This window comes from Paenibacillus sp. 1781tsa1 (assembly GCF_024159265.1).
GTDB lineage: Bacteria > Bacillota > Bacilli > Paenibacillales > Paenibacillaceae > Paenibacillus.
The window spans coordinates 2,960,758-2,978,709 of record NZ_JAMYWY010000001.1 but is presented as its reverse complement, the minus strand read 5'-3'; the positions used below and the strand labels follow the sequence as shown (position 1 = coordinate 2,978,709).

At 46.6% G+C, this 17,952-nt stretch carries 6 protein-coding genes; all 6 read right to left on the bottom strand.

All coding sequences use genetic code 11. The features are described 5' to 3' along the window. Positions 1–15: 15 nt before the first annotated feature. On the bottom strand, positions 16–2,085 hold the full coding sequence (locus tag NKT06_RS13360) for a bifunctional aldolase/short-chain dehydrogenase (RefSeq protein WP_253434862.1): 2,070 nt from the start codon (positions 2,083–2,085) through the stop codon (positions 16–18). A gap of 178 nt (positions 2,086–2,263) precedes the next feature. Further along, positions 2,264–3,244: a glycoside hydrolase family 5 protein gene (locus tag NKT06_RS13355; protein WP_253434859.1), complete on the bottom strand. Its 981-nt coding sequence runs from the start codon at positions 3,242–3,244 to the stop codon at positions 2,264–2,266. A 310-nt stretch (positions 3,245–3,554) separates the two neighbouring features. Beyond that, the gene (locus NKT06_RS13350; RefSeq protein ID WP_253434856.1) at positions 3,555–5,921 is read right to left on the bottom strand and encodes a beta-galactosidase; all 2,367 of its coding nucleotides are present in this window, start codon (positions 5,919–5,921) and stop codon (positions 3,555–3,557) included. 52 nt (positions 5,922–5,973) lie between these two features. After that, complete coding sequence (locus NKT06_RS13345) at positions 5,974–9,312, bottom strand: DUF5107 domain-containing protein (protein WP_253434854.1); 3,339 nt, start codon at positions 9,310–9,312, stop codon at positions 5,974–5,976. A gap of 173 nt (positions 9,313–9,485) precedes the next feature. Continuing rightward, positions 9,486–10,196 (bottom strand): trehalose operon repressor, encoded by a 711-nt coding sequence (treR, locus tag NKT06_RS13340; RefSeq protein WP_253434851.1) that lies wholly within the window; start codon positions 10,194–10,196, stop codon positions 9,486–9,488. Positions 10,197–10,320: 124 nt separating this feature from the next. Beyond that, positions 10,321–17,820 carry a fibronectin type III domain-containing protein gene (locus NKT06_RS13335; RefSeq protein WP_253434848.1) on the bottom strand — a complete coding sequence of 2,500 codons (7,500 nt, stop codon included), beginning with the start codon at positions 17,818–17,820 and terminating at the stop codon, positions 10,321–10,323. Between the last annotated feature and the right edge of the window lie 132 nt (positions 17,821–17,952).

Genomic DNA, 17,952 nt, shown 5'->3' with positions numbered 1-17,952 from the left:
AAGAACCCTCCTATTTTAACGTGTAAATGCTGCTGGTACACCGCCATCAATGGTCATCATGCAACCGGTTGTTTTTTCGGATTTCGAAGAAGCAAAGAATGCAATTCCTTCCGCAATATCTCTTGGATAGATATTCACGAGCAATGTCGTCCGTTTGCGATAATACTCTTCCAATTGGTCCGGTTCAATTCCATATGCCGCTGCTCGTTCATTTCTCCAGGAACCGTTCCAGATGGCTGAACCCTGTAGAATGGCATCCGGGAGAATCGTGTTGACACGAATGCCATACTCTCCACCTTCTGCGGCAATGCAGCGTGCCAGATGCGCTTCCAGCGCTTTCGCTGAACTGTAAGCCGAGGCACTTTTACCTGCATACACCGAGTTCTTGGACCCGATAAATACCATGCTTCCCCCAATACCCTGTTGTTTCATCAGCTTGAACGCTTCACGAGCCACGAGGAAATACCCTGTGCCCAGCACATTCATGTTCAGGTTCCATTCTTTCAGGGATGTTTCGTCAAACGGGCTGGATGTGGCCAATCCTGCATTGTTCACGATGATATCCACTCCGCCATATTGCACCGCAACATCCGCATAAGCAGATTGAACGGCTTCCTCATCGGTCACGTCCATTTTCAGCGCATAAGCACGATTCGCACCGTACTGATCATTAATTTCCTGTGCTACCTTCTGTGCGCCTTCGAGATTAAGATCAGCGAGCACCACATGAGCGCCTTCGGATACCAATCTACGCGCTGTTTCACTACCGATACCACCTGCTCCGCCTGTAATAAACGCCACTTTACGGGAGAACTCCGTTTCTGCCGGAGCCAGAGACAATTTGTACAGTTCCAGCGGCCAGTACTCCACATTGTAAGATTCGTTTGCACTGAGCGATACGAATTGGCCCAAGCTAGTCGCTCCACGCATAACGGCAATCGCTCTGTGATACAACGCTCCGCTTACTTGGGAAAGCGCCCAGCTCTTGCCTGTGTTAATCATGCCCACACCAGGAATGAGGATAACGCGTGGTGCCGCCTCGAACATGACATCACCTTCGTTTTTGTTGCTCTCAAAATACTGCTCATATTGCTCTTTGTAGGCAGCTACACCTTCTACCAGCTTGGCTTTTAAGCCTTCAATATCTTCCGCATCCGGTATCCAATCGATGAACAGAGGTACCACTTTGGTATGTACCAGATGGTCCGGGCAAGCTGCACCCACCTGAGACAATTCCGGGGAATCTGCTCCGCCTACAAAAGCAAGTACGTCCTCCTGATCATCAAAGGACAAAATCATTTTTTTGCTATCTGATACCGCTCCACGAATCGTTGGCATCACACGTGATACGATCTGACGACGAACATCAGCGGCCAGTGCCGGGTGTTTCACACCACCAAACAAACTTTCTTCGTTCACCCTTGCTTCGATGAAAGCTTCTGCTTCATTGATAATCTTGATCGTTTGAGCGTAACATTCCTCGGATGTTTCTCCCCAAGTCACAAGTCCGTGTTTTTCCATCAGTACGAGTTCTGCATTGGGATTCGAGAATACGCTTTCAGCAATCATTTTAGATAATGTAAACCCTGGACGTACGTAAGGCACCCACACAAAACGATCACCGTAGATCTCTTTCGCCAATTCCTTGCCGTTATTCGCACAACACAGGCTGATAATCGCATCCGGATGAGTATGATCCACATGTTTATATGGAAGGAACGCATGCAGAAGAGTCTCGATGGAGGCACGCGGGTGCTTGGCATCAATCATGCAATGTCCCAGATATTCAACCATCTCTTCATCCGACATGGATTCACGTTCAATTAATGGTCGAATGTCTTCAAGACCAAGTCCGGTAAAATGCTTCGCTTCCATGGAACCCAGATCTGAGCCGCTGCCTTTCACATACATTACTTCTACATCACGACCACGAAAATCCTTCACTGTCGTTTTGGTAGACGTATTACCACCGTATATGTTACATACACTGCGATCAGAACCAATGAGATTGGATCTGTAAACCAGCTGTTCAAGTCCTGTTGTTTTCTCAGATGCCTGCGATGCATTCCATAAACTCTGTACCATTTGTTTCCCTCCGATAATGTTTGTTTTATTCCTGATACGAGTTTAACATCTTTGTTTTATTTTGAAAACAAAATATTTTAAAACTAAACGGAAATATTCAAAAGCCATCAACGATTGAGCCATTTTATTAAAAAAACACCCTGACGTGAACGTCAGAGTGTTCTGTTTCATCGGCGGATTAGAAAATCCCCGCTTTTTGGGAAGTGTTTTTAATACCGTAGGTATCATTAACTACAGTGTTACCAAAGCTCGTTAAGCTTCCATTCGGACCTGTGGCCATATCCAGATAGTTCAGACCGGAACTGTTTCCGTACCATGACCAGGCAAGCCAGCCTACCCCTTTTTCCTGACCATATCTCATGATGGCATACTCGTCCACATCACCGTTTGTGTGATATCCGCCGAATTCACCAATGATCAGTGCCAATCCTTTGTTCAGCACATTCTCCATATTGGCTTTGACCGTTGCAGCATCTTTGCCAGCATACTCATACATATGAATGGAGAAGACAGTATTTTTCTGAGAATCGGCTGCAAATACACTTTGTCCATAATCCACGATGGATTGAGGGAACTGTCCCCATCCGGCTGCATCCACAATTAGCGTATTTTTGATTCCCGCATTTCTTAGTTTGGGAATGGCTTGTTTGTAACCATCAGCCCACGCACTTCCATTCCACGTCCCATACCATTCATTAGCGATATTAACGATTACCCGATCTTCTTTGCCAATCAAAGCTTCCTTAATGCTAATCCAGTAGTTCACCGCCGCATCCAAAGAATTATAATCATCCTTCCCTGTGGCGTCATGTACTTCGAGTACAGCAATCATTTTATTTTGGTTAACCACATTAATAATATTTTTAACTGCGTTCAGATCATCTTTGGTGTACAGGCTACCATTCGATAGAACAATACGTACTGTATTGGCACCTGTTTTGGCAATTGCAGGGATAGCGGTATTCAAATCATTTTTGAACCAGGAATGTCCGTGATTAACACCTCTCATGACAAAAGGCTTGCCTGTGGAATCATACAACTTGTTACCACTTACATAAAATTCTGTGGCAGCAGATGCTTTCGGGGCTGCACTCCCCAATACCATGAACATGAGCGCAGCAATAACCGTGAAGATTGCACACTTTTTCAGATTAACCATTCGTTTGGAACCTCCTGAATTTGATTTTTTTATTTCAATTAACCCTGCTCTAGGCAATAAGTTAACTAAAATCATTGGTAATAGAGGTTTTAATGGGTAGCAAAAAATAAACAAATAACCTTATTTAGTTATATAACTTAATTGAATTAAACTTTATCGATAAGGTTATGAATTTATAATAAAATGAAAACGCTTACTAAGCAAGTCTTTTTTACCATTGAATAGAAATCTTTTCTTTTTACACCACACATCAAAAAAGGCTCTTTCCCCTCACAACCGTTCGGAGAAAGAACCCTCTGTATTATAAATGTCAGTTAACTCTTGTACTCTTTGGTTTCGAGGAAGTGTCTTCCCTACCTGCTATTATCAGACCAACCCGGTAATGCGGTCTCACCCGAATCTCAATAAACTTCCCGATTTCCACACCCTCAAACCGCTCCACATAAGCCTGATTCACATAACTCTCAATCGTCCCTCTTCGAATTGGGGTTATGGACAGACGAAGCTCGCGATCGGCCAGCAAATGACGTGATTGCTTCAAACCAAGCATCCAGCTATGCCCATAGTGAATATGATCTGTTAACATCTGATTATGAATATGTGCTGCTGCAACGTCTCCTTCATAATCAATCTCAACCCATACGTCATCTACGTGTTCTGGCCACGCTGTATCCAATCTCAATGTTGCTGCATACGCTTTGGGATGATTAACCTCTACAGCAGGCTCGTAAGGCGAAACTTGTAATGTGTACGTGACGAAAATTCCCTGCTTTGACTGGGATGACACAGCATATTTCGAAGCTGAAACATGCTCTGGAGCCGGATAGAAGGATACCTCAAACACTGGTTGCTCCAAGGAGTTGCATATAAGCATCTCATTCTGCACATACAGATGACTACTGCTAATCACAAGTCTATCTTCTCCGCCCACACGGAAACGGTAGGCATGCAATGCCTCTTCACGGGTCAATGTAATGATACGTATGACCATACCGTCGGATGTTGTGATTCGCAGATGATGCTCCTTGCCTGCCATCGGGTGAATCACAACTTCATTACCCTGCTCGGATACAGTACCTTCGGGCATATCCACATTCGTAACAGATGATATGTCCATAACATACTCAGGTTTCATGCCTTCATGAGCATAAAAGACAGCCGTAAGCTCATTATTCACCGTAAATCGAGTAAGTGGTTGAACGGTGGCACTAATGATCTTCATTCCATTCAGATTCATATGGAAAGGCAGAATGACTGCCATGCCGGATTTCAGCTGCATCGTGCCTTCTCTTGGATAATAAGCAGCCCCTTTGCCAGTATGCAGCTCCAATTGTATATCCCGATCAGGCAACGCCACATGATCCTGATAATTATTCATGAATAGGAATCCTGAGCCTTCTCGTTGACGAACAGACCAGCGCAGATCCATCATGTTCTCCGGTGTTATCGAATGTTGCTCTTCCGGTATAACACTGCCCATTGGCGCAAGCAGCTCACCGTATGCTTCCAGAAACATGGACAAGGTTCGAATGCGGTCATACGATTCACCAATACGTCCAAACTCCCCGAGCGGGGCTTGGTAATCATACGTCATTTTGGGCAATGCCTGTTCGTTCATATACGTTTTTTGCCCTACCGGATTGGTCCCACCGTGATACATATAATATCCAACCAGATTACTGCCATTCGCTAGTTTCACAATGGTCATTGCTTCAACACTGTCCGCATCTACAACCGGCCGAGCGTGATAACTGACCTGCATGCCGCCAGCAAGTTCGCAATACGCCGCTGGATACTCCAGACTGGCATAATCCACTTCTTCAACAGGATTCATATGCAGATCCCGGAATAAATACTCTCGGCTTGGAGGCTGATTGGGAATCCATGGTGTGTACGCATACCCCGCGAGCATGGGCAACGTTCCTTCTTCAGGCACCGCAGCATTACCCCAGGCCGTGGCAGTATAGAACATGGGGTGCATACCGACTTCTTCAGCAATACTGCGAAGCACCTTCAGATGTTCACGACCATCCCGGCCAGAGGAAATATATTTGTCACGTGTATAACCCCAGGCATCCATGGGTGCCCCAGCATGCATATACTCATTTTCCAACTGTACGGCTATTATGAGGCCACCCTCCTGATAAAAACAGCCGTTGAGTTGACGGGCAATCTCACGATATAATCGCTTAGCATAATACAGATACCCTTCATCATTCGATCTCACTTCAAATGGATAACTGAATAACCAATCTGGCAGCCCTCCATTACGAACTTCTCCATGACAGAATGGACCAATCCGCACGATCAGTGGCAGCTCATGTTTGCCGCACAGATCCACGAAGTGCCGTAAGTTCAGGTTCCCTGACCAATTAAATTCGCCTTCCTGCTCCTCATGAAAATTCCAGAAGACATAGGACGCGATGATATTCACCCCGCCTGCTTTCATCTTCAGTAATTCTTCTTCCCACTGCAAGTAAGCGAATCTGGAGAAATGAAATTCACCTACCACGGGAATATGAGGTTTACCATTACGGATCATATAATAGTTGGTAAAGTCATAAGACTCCCCTCGTGGATTCTTGCCGCCACTACCCGCCATGCGACCCGCATGAATCTCTTTATCTTTTGCATCCAGTACGAAACGAATCTGGCTTCCTGCTATGCTATCGTTCATGGATTATATAACTCCTTCGGTATAGATGGGATAGGGTTGAATCGATTATCAATTATCGATGAATGAGTGCCCCTTGATGATTGGGGTTCTTCTCCAGAACCTGCTCCAATTCAAGTTCGGCTTCACTCGTCCGACCCAGTCCCAGAAGACCCAGTGCCCGCATATACCGGCAATGTTCTTCATTTCGCTGGTCTAAGTCGTCGTCAAACACTAGAAAATCGGGCAGAGACACCGCAAAATAATCCATTCGAATGTGATCATGCATATGTCTTTCGGCATAGTCAATACATTTGTTGAACCGCCTGTTGGCTTCCTTCACATTGCCAAGTTTCTGCCAGGCCAGACCCTGATAATAGATGGATTCCGGCGGTTGATCATTATAAAACATCGCGCTTGCCGGTTCGTTAAGACCGATTGATGCTCTGTGAAAATTCTCCTCTGCAGCCTGATTATTCTTCAGTTGCTGGTAGGCACAGCCAAGATAAAAGTAAACGGGATTGTCTCCGGCACCAGCCAGCTTACCTTCACCTAAGTTCTCTGGATAAACCAAAGCCTTCTGCAGCAGCTCCAATGCTAGCTCAGGTTGTTGTTTCTCCAAATGTTGTTTCGCCAGTCCCGTCAGTGCTGTAACATATTGTCCTGTAACCTTGCCTTCTCCGCCCTCCCAGGGATGAAACCGCCGTGCCCGAAGAGCATCCCATGCTTCCTGATGACTACCCTGCATATTCAATAGAGTTACCCACTCGATATACAGATCATCACGGTGGTGAACCAACTCCATATGCTGTTCCAGCAATTTGATTCGACGCCCGCAAGAATACCCTATCTTCTTGTGCAATTGATCCAACTCGTAGAAGATTCGGGCATCCCGTGAATCCAATCGGAAAGCTTCCTCTAATGAAGCCAGTGCAAGATCGGGGCGATTCAGCTTGTTATAATAAGCCAGTCCCAGATTCCGATGTACAGTCGAAAATGCAGCATTCTCCTCGCGTGAAGCTTCCCAATGGGTAATTGCTTCCTCATAGCGTTTATGATCATATAACCAATTTCCCAGGTAATAGTGAGCATGCGAATCATTCGGATCAATGGCCACCACATCCTGAAGCACCATGAATTCAAATAACGTGTTAGGAAAGCAATAATCCGTTGGAGCAGCTTTCCCCTGTTTTTTACATTCCCGGGCCTGCTCCAGATCCCCCAGTTGACGATGCACGTAGGCTTGAGCATAACCAACCATAGGATACGGCTGTGAATTTTCGGATTCAACATAGGAGAGTACCGTCAATGCTTCTTCCCACAATCCACAATCCGCGTAATCTGCGGCTAGGTTTAGATAATTATGAACGTCTCCTCGCATCAGACGATGGAAATGCTCACGTGCTTGCTCCGCTTGCTCGCTCTCTGTAGATGCAATCGCTCCGTTGTAGATCAGGACTAATTCATGTGCGGCTCCAAATTCAACCGGGTCCAGTTCCAACGTTTCAACCGCATATTGGATGGCCCGTTTATCCTGACCCAATCTGCGCAGCAGAGCCACCTTCAGATGCCGAGCCTTGTAGTTTCGAGTGTTACGGATCAGCGAACGTTCGATATGATCCAGCGCTTCCATGTCCCGATGTAGCGCCGTATCGATCTGAGCAAGCATGTAATAACCCGTATCCTGAAACTGTGCAGACCATACGGCTTTATACAGTGCTGCGTAGGCTGCTTCCTGTTTCCCCTGCAGCTTCAAACTCAGACCGAGTTGGTAAAAAGCTTCACTATCATATGGATTCGTATTTTTCCACGTCAACGATTGTACAGCCTGTCTGAAATGCTTCTCTGCATCTTGAAACAATCCTCTACGCAGCAGCAATGTGCCATACGCAATATTTAGACGAATATCCGTTGCATCACGTGTCAAGCCTTCCAGATAATAAGGTTCTGGTTCATACGTGGCATGCCGATATTGCTCCAAATGAAGACCAGCCAGATATAGTTGTTCATTCGTACGAATCTCGGATGGTAGCGGGAGTGGTGTGGCCGGGTCTGGGACTTCCTGAATCTCAGAACGTTCAGGCTGATAGGCCACAAGTACTTTTCCTTCCGCCGTTCGAACACTTAAATTTAATTGATGCCATTCATCTTGTCCGCTCCACGGGAATGAAGACTGATATAGTTGCGTAGGTGAAATATTACATTTCTCATGGAGATATACCGTGGTTGGTCCAATCACTTCAATGGTCACTTGTTCAAAAACCGACGTCGCATATACCATCACGGTTACTGCTCCGGTCGCTTCGTCCATTTCCAGATTAACCGCTGCATCAATCGTTGCATTTTTGACCATGCCAATTCCTTTATACGGCATAAAATACTGTGAAAATGATTTGGCTTCATAGGGCTGCAACCACGTAAAATCAGGCTGATTATCAGTATAGATCCCTGTCATTAATTCAATATACGGTCCATCCTCGTCCGTTAACTGGCGATCCCAGGCTTGCCCGAATTCCCCGTTACCCCAGGTCCATTGCTTCTTGCCTGGAGAAATATGATGATTAGCTACATGTAGCAGCCCTGCCTGAACCCCGTGATCATAACCCCCTACAAAATTATAATCCGACTTATACGCCATATAGGATGTTGGAACCGGTATGTTTTTGTATCGCGAGATATCCACACCTTCAGAATAGTCCATCTTGTAATAGGTGCCCGTTGCGATAGGAAAGCGGGATACGTCCCGTTTTCCATGGTCCAGCACAGCCGTTACATCCGGTGGAAACACGGATTGTGTATGATCGTTGACAGCTACAGCCGGGTTGGCCCACCATAGAAAAGTTTGAGGAGCGCTGGTGCGATTGTATACCTCGGCATGGATTTCAAGATAGGCTTTGCCGGGATGTAATGTGAAGCCAGCGGTCATTTTGGTACCATACATGCGATCAATCTCACCCACCCACACGGTAGCGCTTCCATCTTCATTACTGCCAAATGTATAATCGACTGGACCAAATGTGTTGGGCCGATGATGCTGTGGCCAGTTGAATTCGATTCCCCCGGAAATCCATGGCCCTGCCAGACCCACAAGTGCAGGTTTAATGACCCGGTTATAATATACAAAATCGTAGTTGTTGGTCCGATCCAACGCACGATAGATTCTTCCACCCAGTTCGGGCATCATCTCGATACGTACATATTCATTTTCGAGAATAATTAAGCGATACGACTTTATTTTTGCCTCATCTTCAATGCTGTCGATCACGGGATGCGGGTACACCTTACCCGAACTTCCCTGGTAGATTCTTTTTTCAAGAAACATCGGATTTTTGTCCGGTTTACCTGTACCATAAGTTGGAATATCTCTAGTTTCTTCCCATATGCGAACATTTGATTTCGCTGTCACGTAGTTCAACTCCCTCACTCCTCGGCCTCGTACTTATTGTGATCATACGCTCCGACATGCAGGAAGAACATTAACATTAAGCGGTTCTTGATGGACGATCTTCGGATTCTCCCATAATCAAAGAGAGTACCTATCCACCCAATAAAGCAGTGAAAGGTACTCTCTGATCGATCTTGATTCACTTATCTGCGGCGTGCAAAATCCACAAATCTGAACTTGTCCGGTCGATGCCTCGACTCTGTATACTGAAATTGACTGGCATCCTCCAGGTACACCTGGCTCCTCACCACAACCACATTATGGAACCCTTCAAGGTCAAGCAGTTCCCTGTCTTCTGCGGTGGGTTCTTCCACCAAAATCTCTTTTTTGGCAAACGAAATGGAAAGCCCCAGCTCTTGCTCAATGTACTCATAGATGGAATCATTACAGATCTCTTTGCTGAGTCCGGGAACAAGCCGCTGGCTGATGTAATCTTTGTCCAGTATGACATGCTCTCCATCCACTTTGCGCACACGTCTGATCTCCCAGACCTGTTCATTCAGACCAAAGTTAATTTTCTTGTGCAACGCCTGATCGACCTGTTGCTCTTCGAAAACCTTCACATACGTTTTAGCGCGATGTCCCATTTTTTTGGCCAGTTCCTTGAAGCTAACCAGACCAGAGATGGGAAAATCGATCTTGCGTATGTCCAGGACAATCGAGCCCTTGCCTTGAATCTTCTGAATATAACCTTCTTCGTACAACATTTTCAGCGCTTTGCGAATGGTCTCTCGAGATGTTCGATAACTTTCCGATAGATCCAGTTCCGATTGAAGCAGCGTGCCTGCCTCAATCTCTCCGGTCCGAATACGATCTGCAATATCTTCATATATCCGGATAAATTTATTATTCATTATTCATCACCATTGTTCATTACCCTTTTTTTATCATATTGGCAACCATTATAGCATTAAAAACCAATCAAGCGGTAATGTCGTTACTGCCGATTGCAGTATCACATGTATGATTCAATTCAATCTAGATATGACGATCGAACGCTGACGCTTTCTCCACTTGATCTGTACGGTTCTCATCCATGACTTGAATCAGCTTATTTAAGCGGAAGATCAGCGCTGCAGCTTCGGATCTGCTTAAGTGCTGCATTGGACGGAAGCTGCCATCTTCATATCCGGTAATCATGTACAAACCTGCAAGTTCCTGCACTTCTTCTTTGGCCCAATCAGATACATCAGACTGGTCGGTAAACGCTCTTGGGGAAGTCAGCGGTTCCGGTCTGATTTTACGAACAACATTTGCTATAATCTTGGATGCCTGTTCACGTGTTACCAGTGCATACGGAGCGAATTTGCCGTTCCCCATCCCTTGAACCATCTCATGATGAACGGCTGCCTTAATCTCAGGAGCGAACCAATCCTCATCGTTCACATCCTGGAATCCATGCTGTTCATTAACCGTTGTGTCCACACCCATCAGACGCACGATTAATGCAGTGAACTCCGCACGGGTGATCGGACGGCGTGGTTCGAAGCGAGTTTCACTTACACCTTGAATGATATTTTGTTCCGCAAGCCAGGTAATCTGATCTTTATTAAATGTTTGGCTGATATCAATAAATTTGATATTTTTTTTCACAGGTACATCAGGTTGCTCAGACGGTTCAGGTTGTGAACTCACCTCATCGGCTTGTTCAGATGTACCGTTTGGACTCGGGGTAGAACCACCGCCCCAGGCGGATGGTGGATACGGAAAAGTCATGGCTGAGGCCCGTTTGCTTTCACTTTTCTCACCTGCCGAATTCTCCGTCCATACAACCACCTCATAATGCTGTTCGGCATTCAGTCCTGTCCATACATAACTGCGCTGCGTGCCACGGTAGATCTCACGATCTTTATGGGTAATCACAATCACTTCATTTATTGATTCCAGTTCCCAAGTTAGCTTAATCGTACTCGTACCTTGCGCTATGGCTGCTACTGTCAGTTCCTCGGAAGGTAGCGTCTCAAATTCCGGTACTTCAAGCGCCTCACCATCCCCTGCCTCGTTAAATGGAATAATGATGAAGTCAGCATAATGCTCTGCACTGTTCAAATCAGACACATGTATGGATGTCTCCGTTGTCGTTCCGATAAGCTCTTCATTTCGATAAACTCGATAACCCGCAGCACCAGGAATCAGTTCCCATACAATGTCTGCACCATACATGGAACGTCCCTCTACTACAGGAAGTAAAGCAGCACTACCGGGCAAAGTCATTGCATGAAGGTAATAACCCCCATCACTACTGCCCGAGGCATTCATGGCCTTCACTGTATAGGTATAGTTCACGCCCGGTTCGAGATCCTTGTCGTCATAGAACAGTTCGTCTGCAGGAACTCGAGCAACCTCTACACCGTCCCGCTCAATGATAAACTGCTCGGCACCTTCGACCCGGCTCTGTTCTAATAAAAGACGAATGCGGTCCTTCGCCGAATGATACTCCACTTTGACGGGAGCTGCTGGCTTGGTCAGGACAGAATACGCCAGCTTCTCCGATGCATCTCCCTGATCATTCTCTGTGTAGATCTCAATCTCGTACTGCTTGCCTGCATCTAGTTGCTCAACAATAAACTCTTTTGTTTTGCCTTTATATACTTCAGTACCGTTTAGCAATACAACAAATGTTTCGTTCCCATATGGGAAGTCCCATTCCAGTTTGGCGTGATCTGTCTCGGGGTATATCTTCATTTCCAGTGAATCAACATGAGGCAAGGTGTAAAAAGGAGTCACGGTCATTGGGTTTCCTGAACCAGCCGTATTATAAGGAATAATCTGTACCTGATCATATCGGGTTGCACTCTCCAGATGAGTTAATCTCACCTCGGTGGCATCACCATCGTCAATAGTGGTGAACATCTGATCTCCGATCCATATGGTATAACCTTGCGCACCTTGTACCTTTGGCCAAGAGATTAATCCCTCTTTTTCCCCAATCATGCTTGCATGTACAGATTCATTAATGGTCGCAGGCAACGTTCGAACGTGAACTTCGAAACCAGAGTCACTCTCACCCGTTGCATTCGATGTTTTGATGGTGTACAGGTAACGCTCTCCTGGTGTCAGACCATGATCTTCAAATGACTCTTGATCTGCCGGAACCTTAGCGACTTCAACGCCATCCCGCATAATGATGAATTGCTCTGCTCCCCGAGTAGAGCTTCCAGTCAGATCCAGCACCGCAGTCTGATCTGTGATGTGTGTTATGCCTGCCGTCTGAGGTGATATGGGTTTCGTTAAAACCTGAATTTGAATAGACTCTGACCGATGGCCATCTTCATTAATCGCAACAAGTTCGAATTCATACGCTGTACCATCCAGCATACTATTGAGATGTACAGACGGTTCAGACACGCTCTGCACATCTCCTGTTACCCGATTGCGAATCTCATATGCAGCCGCTCCCTTAACAACTTCCCAAGCCAGATCCACCTTATGTGTTCCAGCGTTCACTCTGATCCCTTCTGCAACCAATGGCAACGTTTGAGTCATTATACTGAAAGTAAGCGGCGCACTCGTTCCACTCGCATTGACCGCCCGAATCACGTAAGTGTATTTCGTTCCTGGCGACAGATCCTTGTCTACGAATTGGGTTTCAGTTGAATCCATCTGAGCAATCTCTCTTCCATCCCGTTCAATGACGTACTGATCTGCCCCTTGGACACCTGTGTTGCTGAAATCCAGACCAAGGCTGTTTTTTGCCACATCATATACGGCAACCTTAGCGGGTTTCTCAGGCAAAGTCAGCAGGGATACATCTGTCGCTTCAGAACGAGTCCCCTGTCTGTTAACCGCCCATAGTTGATAGTGATGCCACGTTCCATCCTGAAGACCTGTAATCGTTGCTTCATTCTCAATTCCCCTATAGACCTCCTTGCCATTCTGCTCAATCACATATTCAGTGGCACCTTCCACGACCGACCAGGAAACTTTTGCCCGATGTACTGCTGGATCTGCAATTATCTCGTCAGGCGACACAGGTTTGGACAATCGGACGAGCTGAGCTGTCTCACCTGGACCAGAAGTATTCACAGCCTGAACTTCCAAAGTGTACTCGGTACCTGGCAACAATTCCTCAGCCGTGTAGGTCAGTTCTGATGTTCTGCCCACTTCTGTTCCATTGATTTTCACAATATAGAGATTCGCCGTATCTACAGCTTGCCATGCAAGTCCCATACTTGTTTCACCAGTCCATGAGACATTCAGTCCTTCCGGCCTGCTAGGTAGCGTAAGAATCGAACTACGGGTGGATGCACCGTACCCGGCAGCATTGCCTGCCTGTACTTCATAGGTATACTCACGACTGTTTGACAGATGGTGAACTGCGAGTTGTGTATCTGATATCTCATGGCTCTGTCCATCGATGACCACCCGATATTTCGTTGCCCCAACTACAGGCTCCCAGCTCAAGATCGCTCCCTGTTCAGTTACTTGAACAATATGAAGTCCCGACGTGCTCTCGGGTAGCGTTGTTCCTGATACCGAACTGCGCATACCTTGTCCACTTTCGTTCACTGCTTGTACATCCAGTTGATAAGATGTTCCCGAACTCAATCCCGCAAATACCCATTCTTGGGTTCCGGCAGCAACCGTTCCCGACTTCTCTCCATTCAACCATAACTCATAGTGATCGGCTCCTCGTACTGCTTCCCAATTCAGACGAAGGCTCGCTGTGGAAGCATCTGATACCTGTATACCGGACACCTGCCCAGGTAACGTCTTGAGCAAAGGTAATTCCGCCAAAGGCCCGGGCCCTGTCTCGTTGCTAGCAATTAACGCATAGCTGTAATTGGTTCCGCTATCCAGACCTGAATCCAAATATTCCGTCTGCTCCCCTTCATATATGGCTGCTTCATCACGTGAAAGACCATAATACGTTGCAGAAGTCACCGTCTCCCATGTTAATGAAATATCATGCTCCCGAATTTGAACAGCCATGAATTCACCGGGCACTGCTGGCAGTGTGAGAAATCCGGTTCTACTGCTACCGCCTGCTCCACTTTCATTCATTGCCGTTACCGAGATGTTATGCATGGTTCCTGGGACGAGGTTGCTGATATAGGGAAGGTTGGCAGGGTCAGATACCGTCTGATCATACACGGTGGACCCGTCCGAAGTAGCAGCAATGATGCGGTAAGCATCTGCTCCCCTTACTGAATCAAATTGAATTTCGGCCAAATTGGGTTGGGAATCTACTTTTCGAACGTGCAACGTTCCGGGAGCTGCCGGGATCGTTAATACTTGAGCGCTTACTGCATCACTTACTCCGATATGGTTTCTCACTCTAACTTCATATTCATAGACCTGACCACCGTTTAGGGAGTGATCGATTATACTATGGTTGGGATAATCCAGTGTCCATGAATGTCCTGTCGTTTTATTCGTTATCTCATACTGATATCCATCGGTATATCTTTCCCCCGTTGGCAAATCCACTGTAAGTTCAGCTGATGTCTCAGCGATCTGCGTCATTCTCACATGTTTCGGTTGCTCGGGCTTGCGTTGAACATGGTAAGGTGATGATGTTGTCTCATATGTATTGCCTGCTCTGTCCATGGTTTTGGCATGGATGTACCATATGCCTTCCGATTCGATGGATATTTTATGCTCGTCAGAGCGAGCTTCAAGCCAATGATCCGGTGATTCTGCATTGTTCGTAATTTGATAGAATCGTTCCAGTTCCTGAATGCCTGAGTGGGCATCTGCATACTGAATGGTAGTGGATATGTCCAAGTCCGTCCAGACATGTCCGTTCGGTGCAAATGTAATCGTTGGAGCCATCTGATCCACATAGGCGATTTGACTGACTTCCTTGCTCACATTGCCAACGGCATCCCTTGCTCGCGCCCGAATGGTGGTAGCCCCGTTCGTACTTACTGTACCCGTATTTCCTGTCGTATAAGGAGCATTATTCATGCTGTATTCATAGGATATCGCTCGTTCATCCACACTACCAGCGATCGTGAATTGCACATGTTCTTTACTCCATCCAGAAGAACTTAAACGAATTACCGGCTCGGTTGGAGCTGTCGTGTCGATTCGAACCGTAGCCTGAGCATACGTGCTTATATTGCCTACACGATCAAGTGAGCGTGCATATACGATCGTTTCTCCCTCATCGGTAACCGTCACTTCGCCCGTGTAATCGATCCAGGGACCTTCTTCGCTCAGTCGATATTGGCTTTTGGCAAGCCCGCTGCCTGCATCTTCACCACTGTTTATTGCAAAAGTTACATCCTGATTCGTCCAATGCTCTTCACTTAACGTTATCGTCGGTTGCTCAGGCCCAGTCTTGTCGATTCTGGCTGTTGCCGAAGTGGAAGCACTGACATTGGCGGCCCGATCAACACTTCGTGCATAAATCTCGGTTATCCCTTCTTCACTGAGTGTAAAAGGGGTCCTGTAGTCGATCCATTCTCCCTCTCTTCCCAGCTTATACTGTGTCAGACCAATGCCGCTTGCTGCGTCCATACCCTCCGTTAATGTCACCATTACTGCCGCTTTTGTCCATTCGGGCGGATTCAACGAAATAACAGGTGGCGTTGGTGCCGTCCGATCTACCCTGGCTGTCACAGCGGTTTCCTGTCCTGTATTACCAAATGCATCCATACTGCGTGCCATAACTGTTGTGTTGCCTTCGCTGCTTACGGTAAACGCAGCGCTATATTCACGCCATTCTCCTGCCGGACCGACTTTAACTTCAGTCTTTTGAGTTCCGCTCAAGGCATCTTTTCCCTCTTCAACCGTGACGAGAACATTTTCCTTGGTCCATGAGGATGGCGTGACTGTAACAGAAGGAGCAGTTGGGCCGGTCGTATCTTTCATCATCTCTCCAGCGGATATAAATGGGGTCTGTATCCCTTCTCCATTCAGTGCAGCAACAAATACTTCGTATTTTCCGTCCGCGAGTCCAGTGAGGGCAAACGCTGTACATGTGGAAGTTGTTGTTCCCGTTGCAAGGACTTGCCCACCTGGACTGCGTATTTCCGTTTTGTACTGAGTGCCGTCAGGATTGCTATTATTACTCCAGCTAGCTGTAACAGAGTTGCCTGATTGTGTCACAGCCGCAGTAGCGGGTGGGTTAGCCAGTGTATACTTGGAAGCTGGACTGGAGTAACCCGTGTAGGAACCACTTGAATTTTTGGCCCGTACCGCAAAAGAATAACTGGTATTCGGAGTGAGCCCTGTCACTTGCCGACTGTTTGACATACCTGTATCCACGATCTGATTCGTCGTCATATTCTTCAGTTCATACGTAACGGATGCATCATTCGCCTTCTTATCCCAGTTCACCGTCAAGTTATTAGAATTAACCAATGTATATGTCGGCGTTCCGGGCACAACAAAACTTCTTACCGTAAAGTTAACGGTGCCTGCTGAGGACACACCACCTTTGTCATCCATGACCCATACTTGTAATGTGTGTGTGCCATCTGGCAGGGTGTCAGGCAATGTGTAATTGGTGTTGAAAGACTGATTAGAACCCGTTGCGGTCAACTGGGTCAGAATATTCTCAGCCCCACCGTCAATGGACCATTTCACGGTCAACAGGTCGCCAACATCCGTATCTCGCGTTGTACCGGAGATCTGCAGTTGCTCGCCTTTGTAATAGGTTTGACCTGAAGATGGTGCTGTTAAGGTAAACGAAGGTGGAGCATTTTTGGGGCCGATCCCCACAATGGTTGAAAATTTGCGTGAAGCCTGATTCGCTGTTGTCTTGGCGTCCCACCAAAATTGTGCAGCTGTATCACTCGCCGTAACGGTCTGGCCTGGAGTGAACGCTGAAGGTGAAGACCCTCCCGTGAGTTGAGCGCTGTCCGGGTTGCTGTACTGGCCCATATATATGCGATCTGCATTCACAACATTGTACGTATTGGCATAAAAAGCGGTGACCTGAACTCCGCCGCTGTAGTTGCGCCATCCATTCTCGATGACTTCAAATGGAGAAGCATCATTGCCATTCACCATCGTATCCCAATAAAATGTTCCACCCAAATTCAGTGCCGTTCCGCTACGGTTGATGGCTTCAAGTTCAACCTTCATGTACCCACCTTGTGAGGTAGCATTAACGATAGATACACGCAAAATATATTCCACATTGTCTTTTTGCCGTGACATTTCAATCACATTATTGTTAATTCGGTAATAATTTAGCGGCAATGTTTTAAAGTTCACGGGAGATCCGTTGTGGTCGATAATGGTGGACACATTCCCTGTATCGCCGCCGTAAAATACATTCGTGTTTGGCAGTAATACAATTCTGTATTTACCGTCACTGTTCATTTCCACTTTCACCTTGGAAGACTGTACCGCCTTCATGCTGGACGTATCGGATACGATTCCGATCGTTTCAACCGTTTCAGCCATTACCGTGGTTGCGCCCCATTCAAGCAACAGGGCTTGAGGTGATAATAATGCAAATGCCAGCACCACCTTGGTTAGCTGTTCCGCTTGTTTCTTCACACGTTTTCCTGATTTCTTCAACGTCTACTCTCCTTTTTGGCACACCAAAAAAGGGAGGCACCCCAACAAAGGAACGATGTCCTAAGTTGGGGTGCCTCCCCTAACAAGTGTCATTTTTTCTTGATTATAACGATTCAGCTCATGAATGTAAAC

Excerpts from the sequence above, each read along its gene's own strand:
- NKT06_RS13360 (WP_253434862.1), bottom strand. The coding sequence starts at position 2,085 with ATGGTACAGAGTTTATGGAATGCATCGCAGGCATCTGAGAAAACAACA.
- NKT06_RS13355 (WP_253434859.1), bottom strand. The coding sequence starts at position 3,244 with ATGGTTAATCTGAAAAAGTGTGCAATCTTCACGGTTATTGCTGCGCTC.
- NKT06_RS13350 (WP_253434856.1), bottom strand. The coding sequence starts at position 5,921 with ATGAACGATAGCATAGCAGGAAGCCAGATTCGTTTCGTACTGGATGCA.
- treR (WP_253434851.1), bottom strand. The coding sequence starts at position 10,196 with ATGAATAATAAATTTATCCGGATATATGAAGATATTGCAGATCGTATT.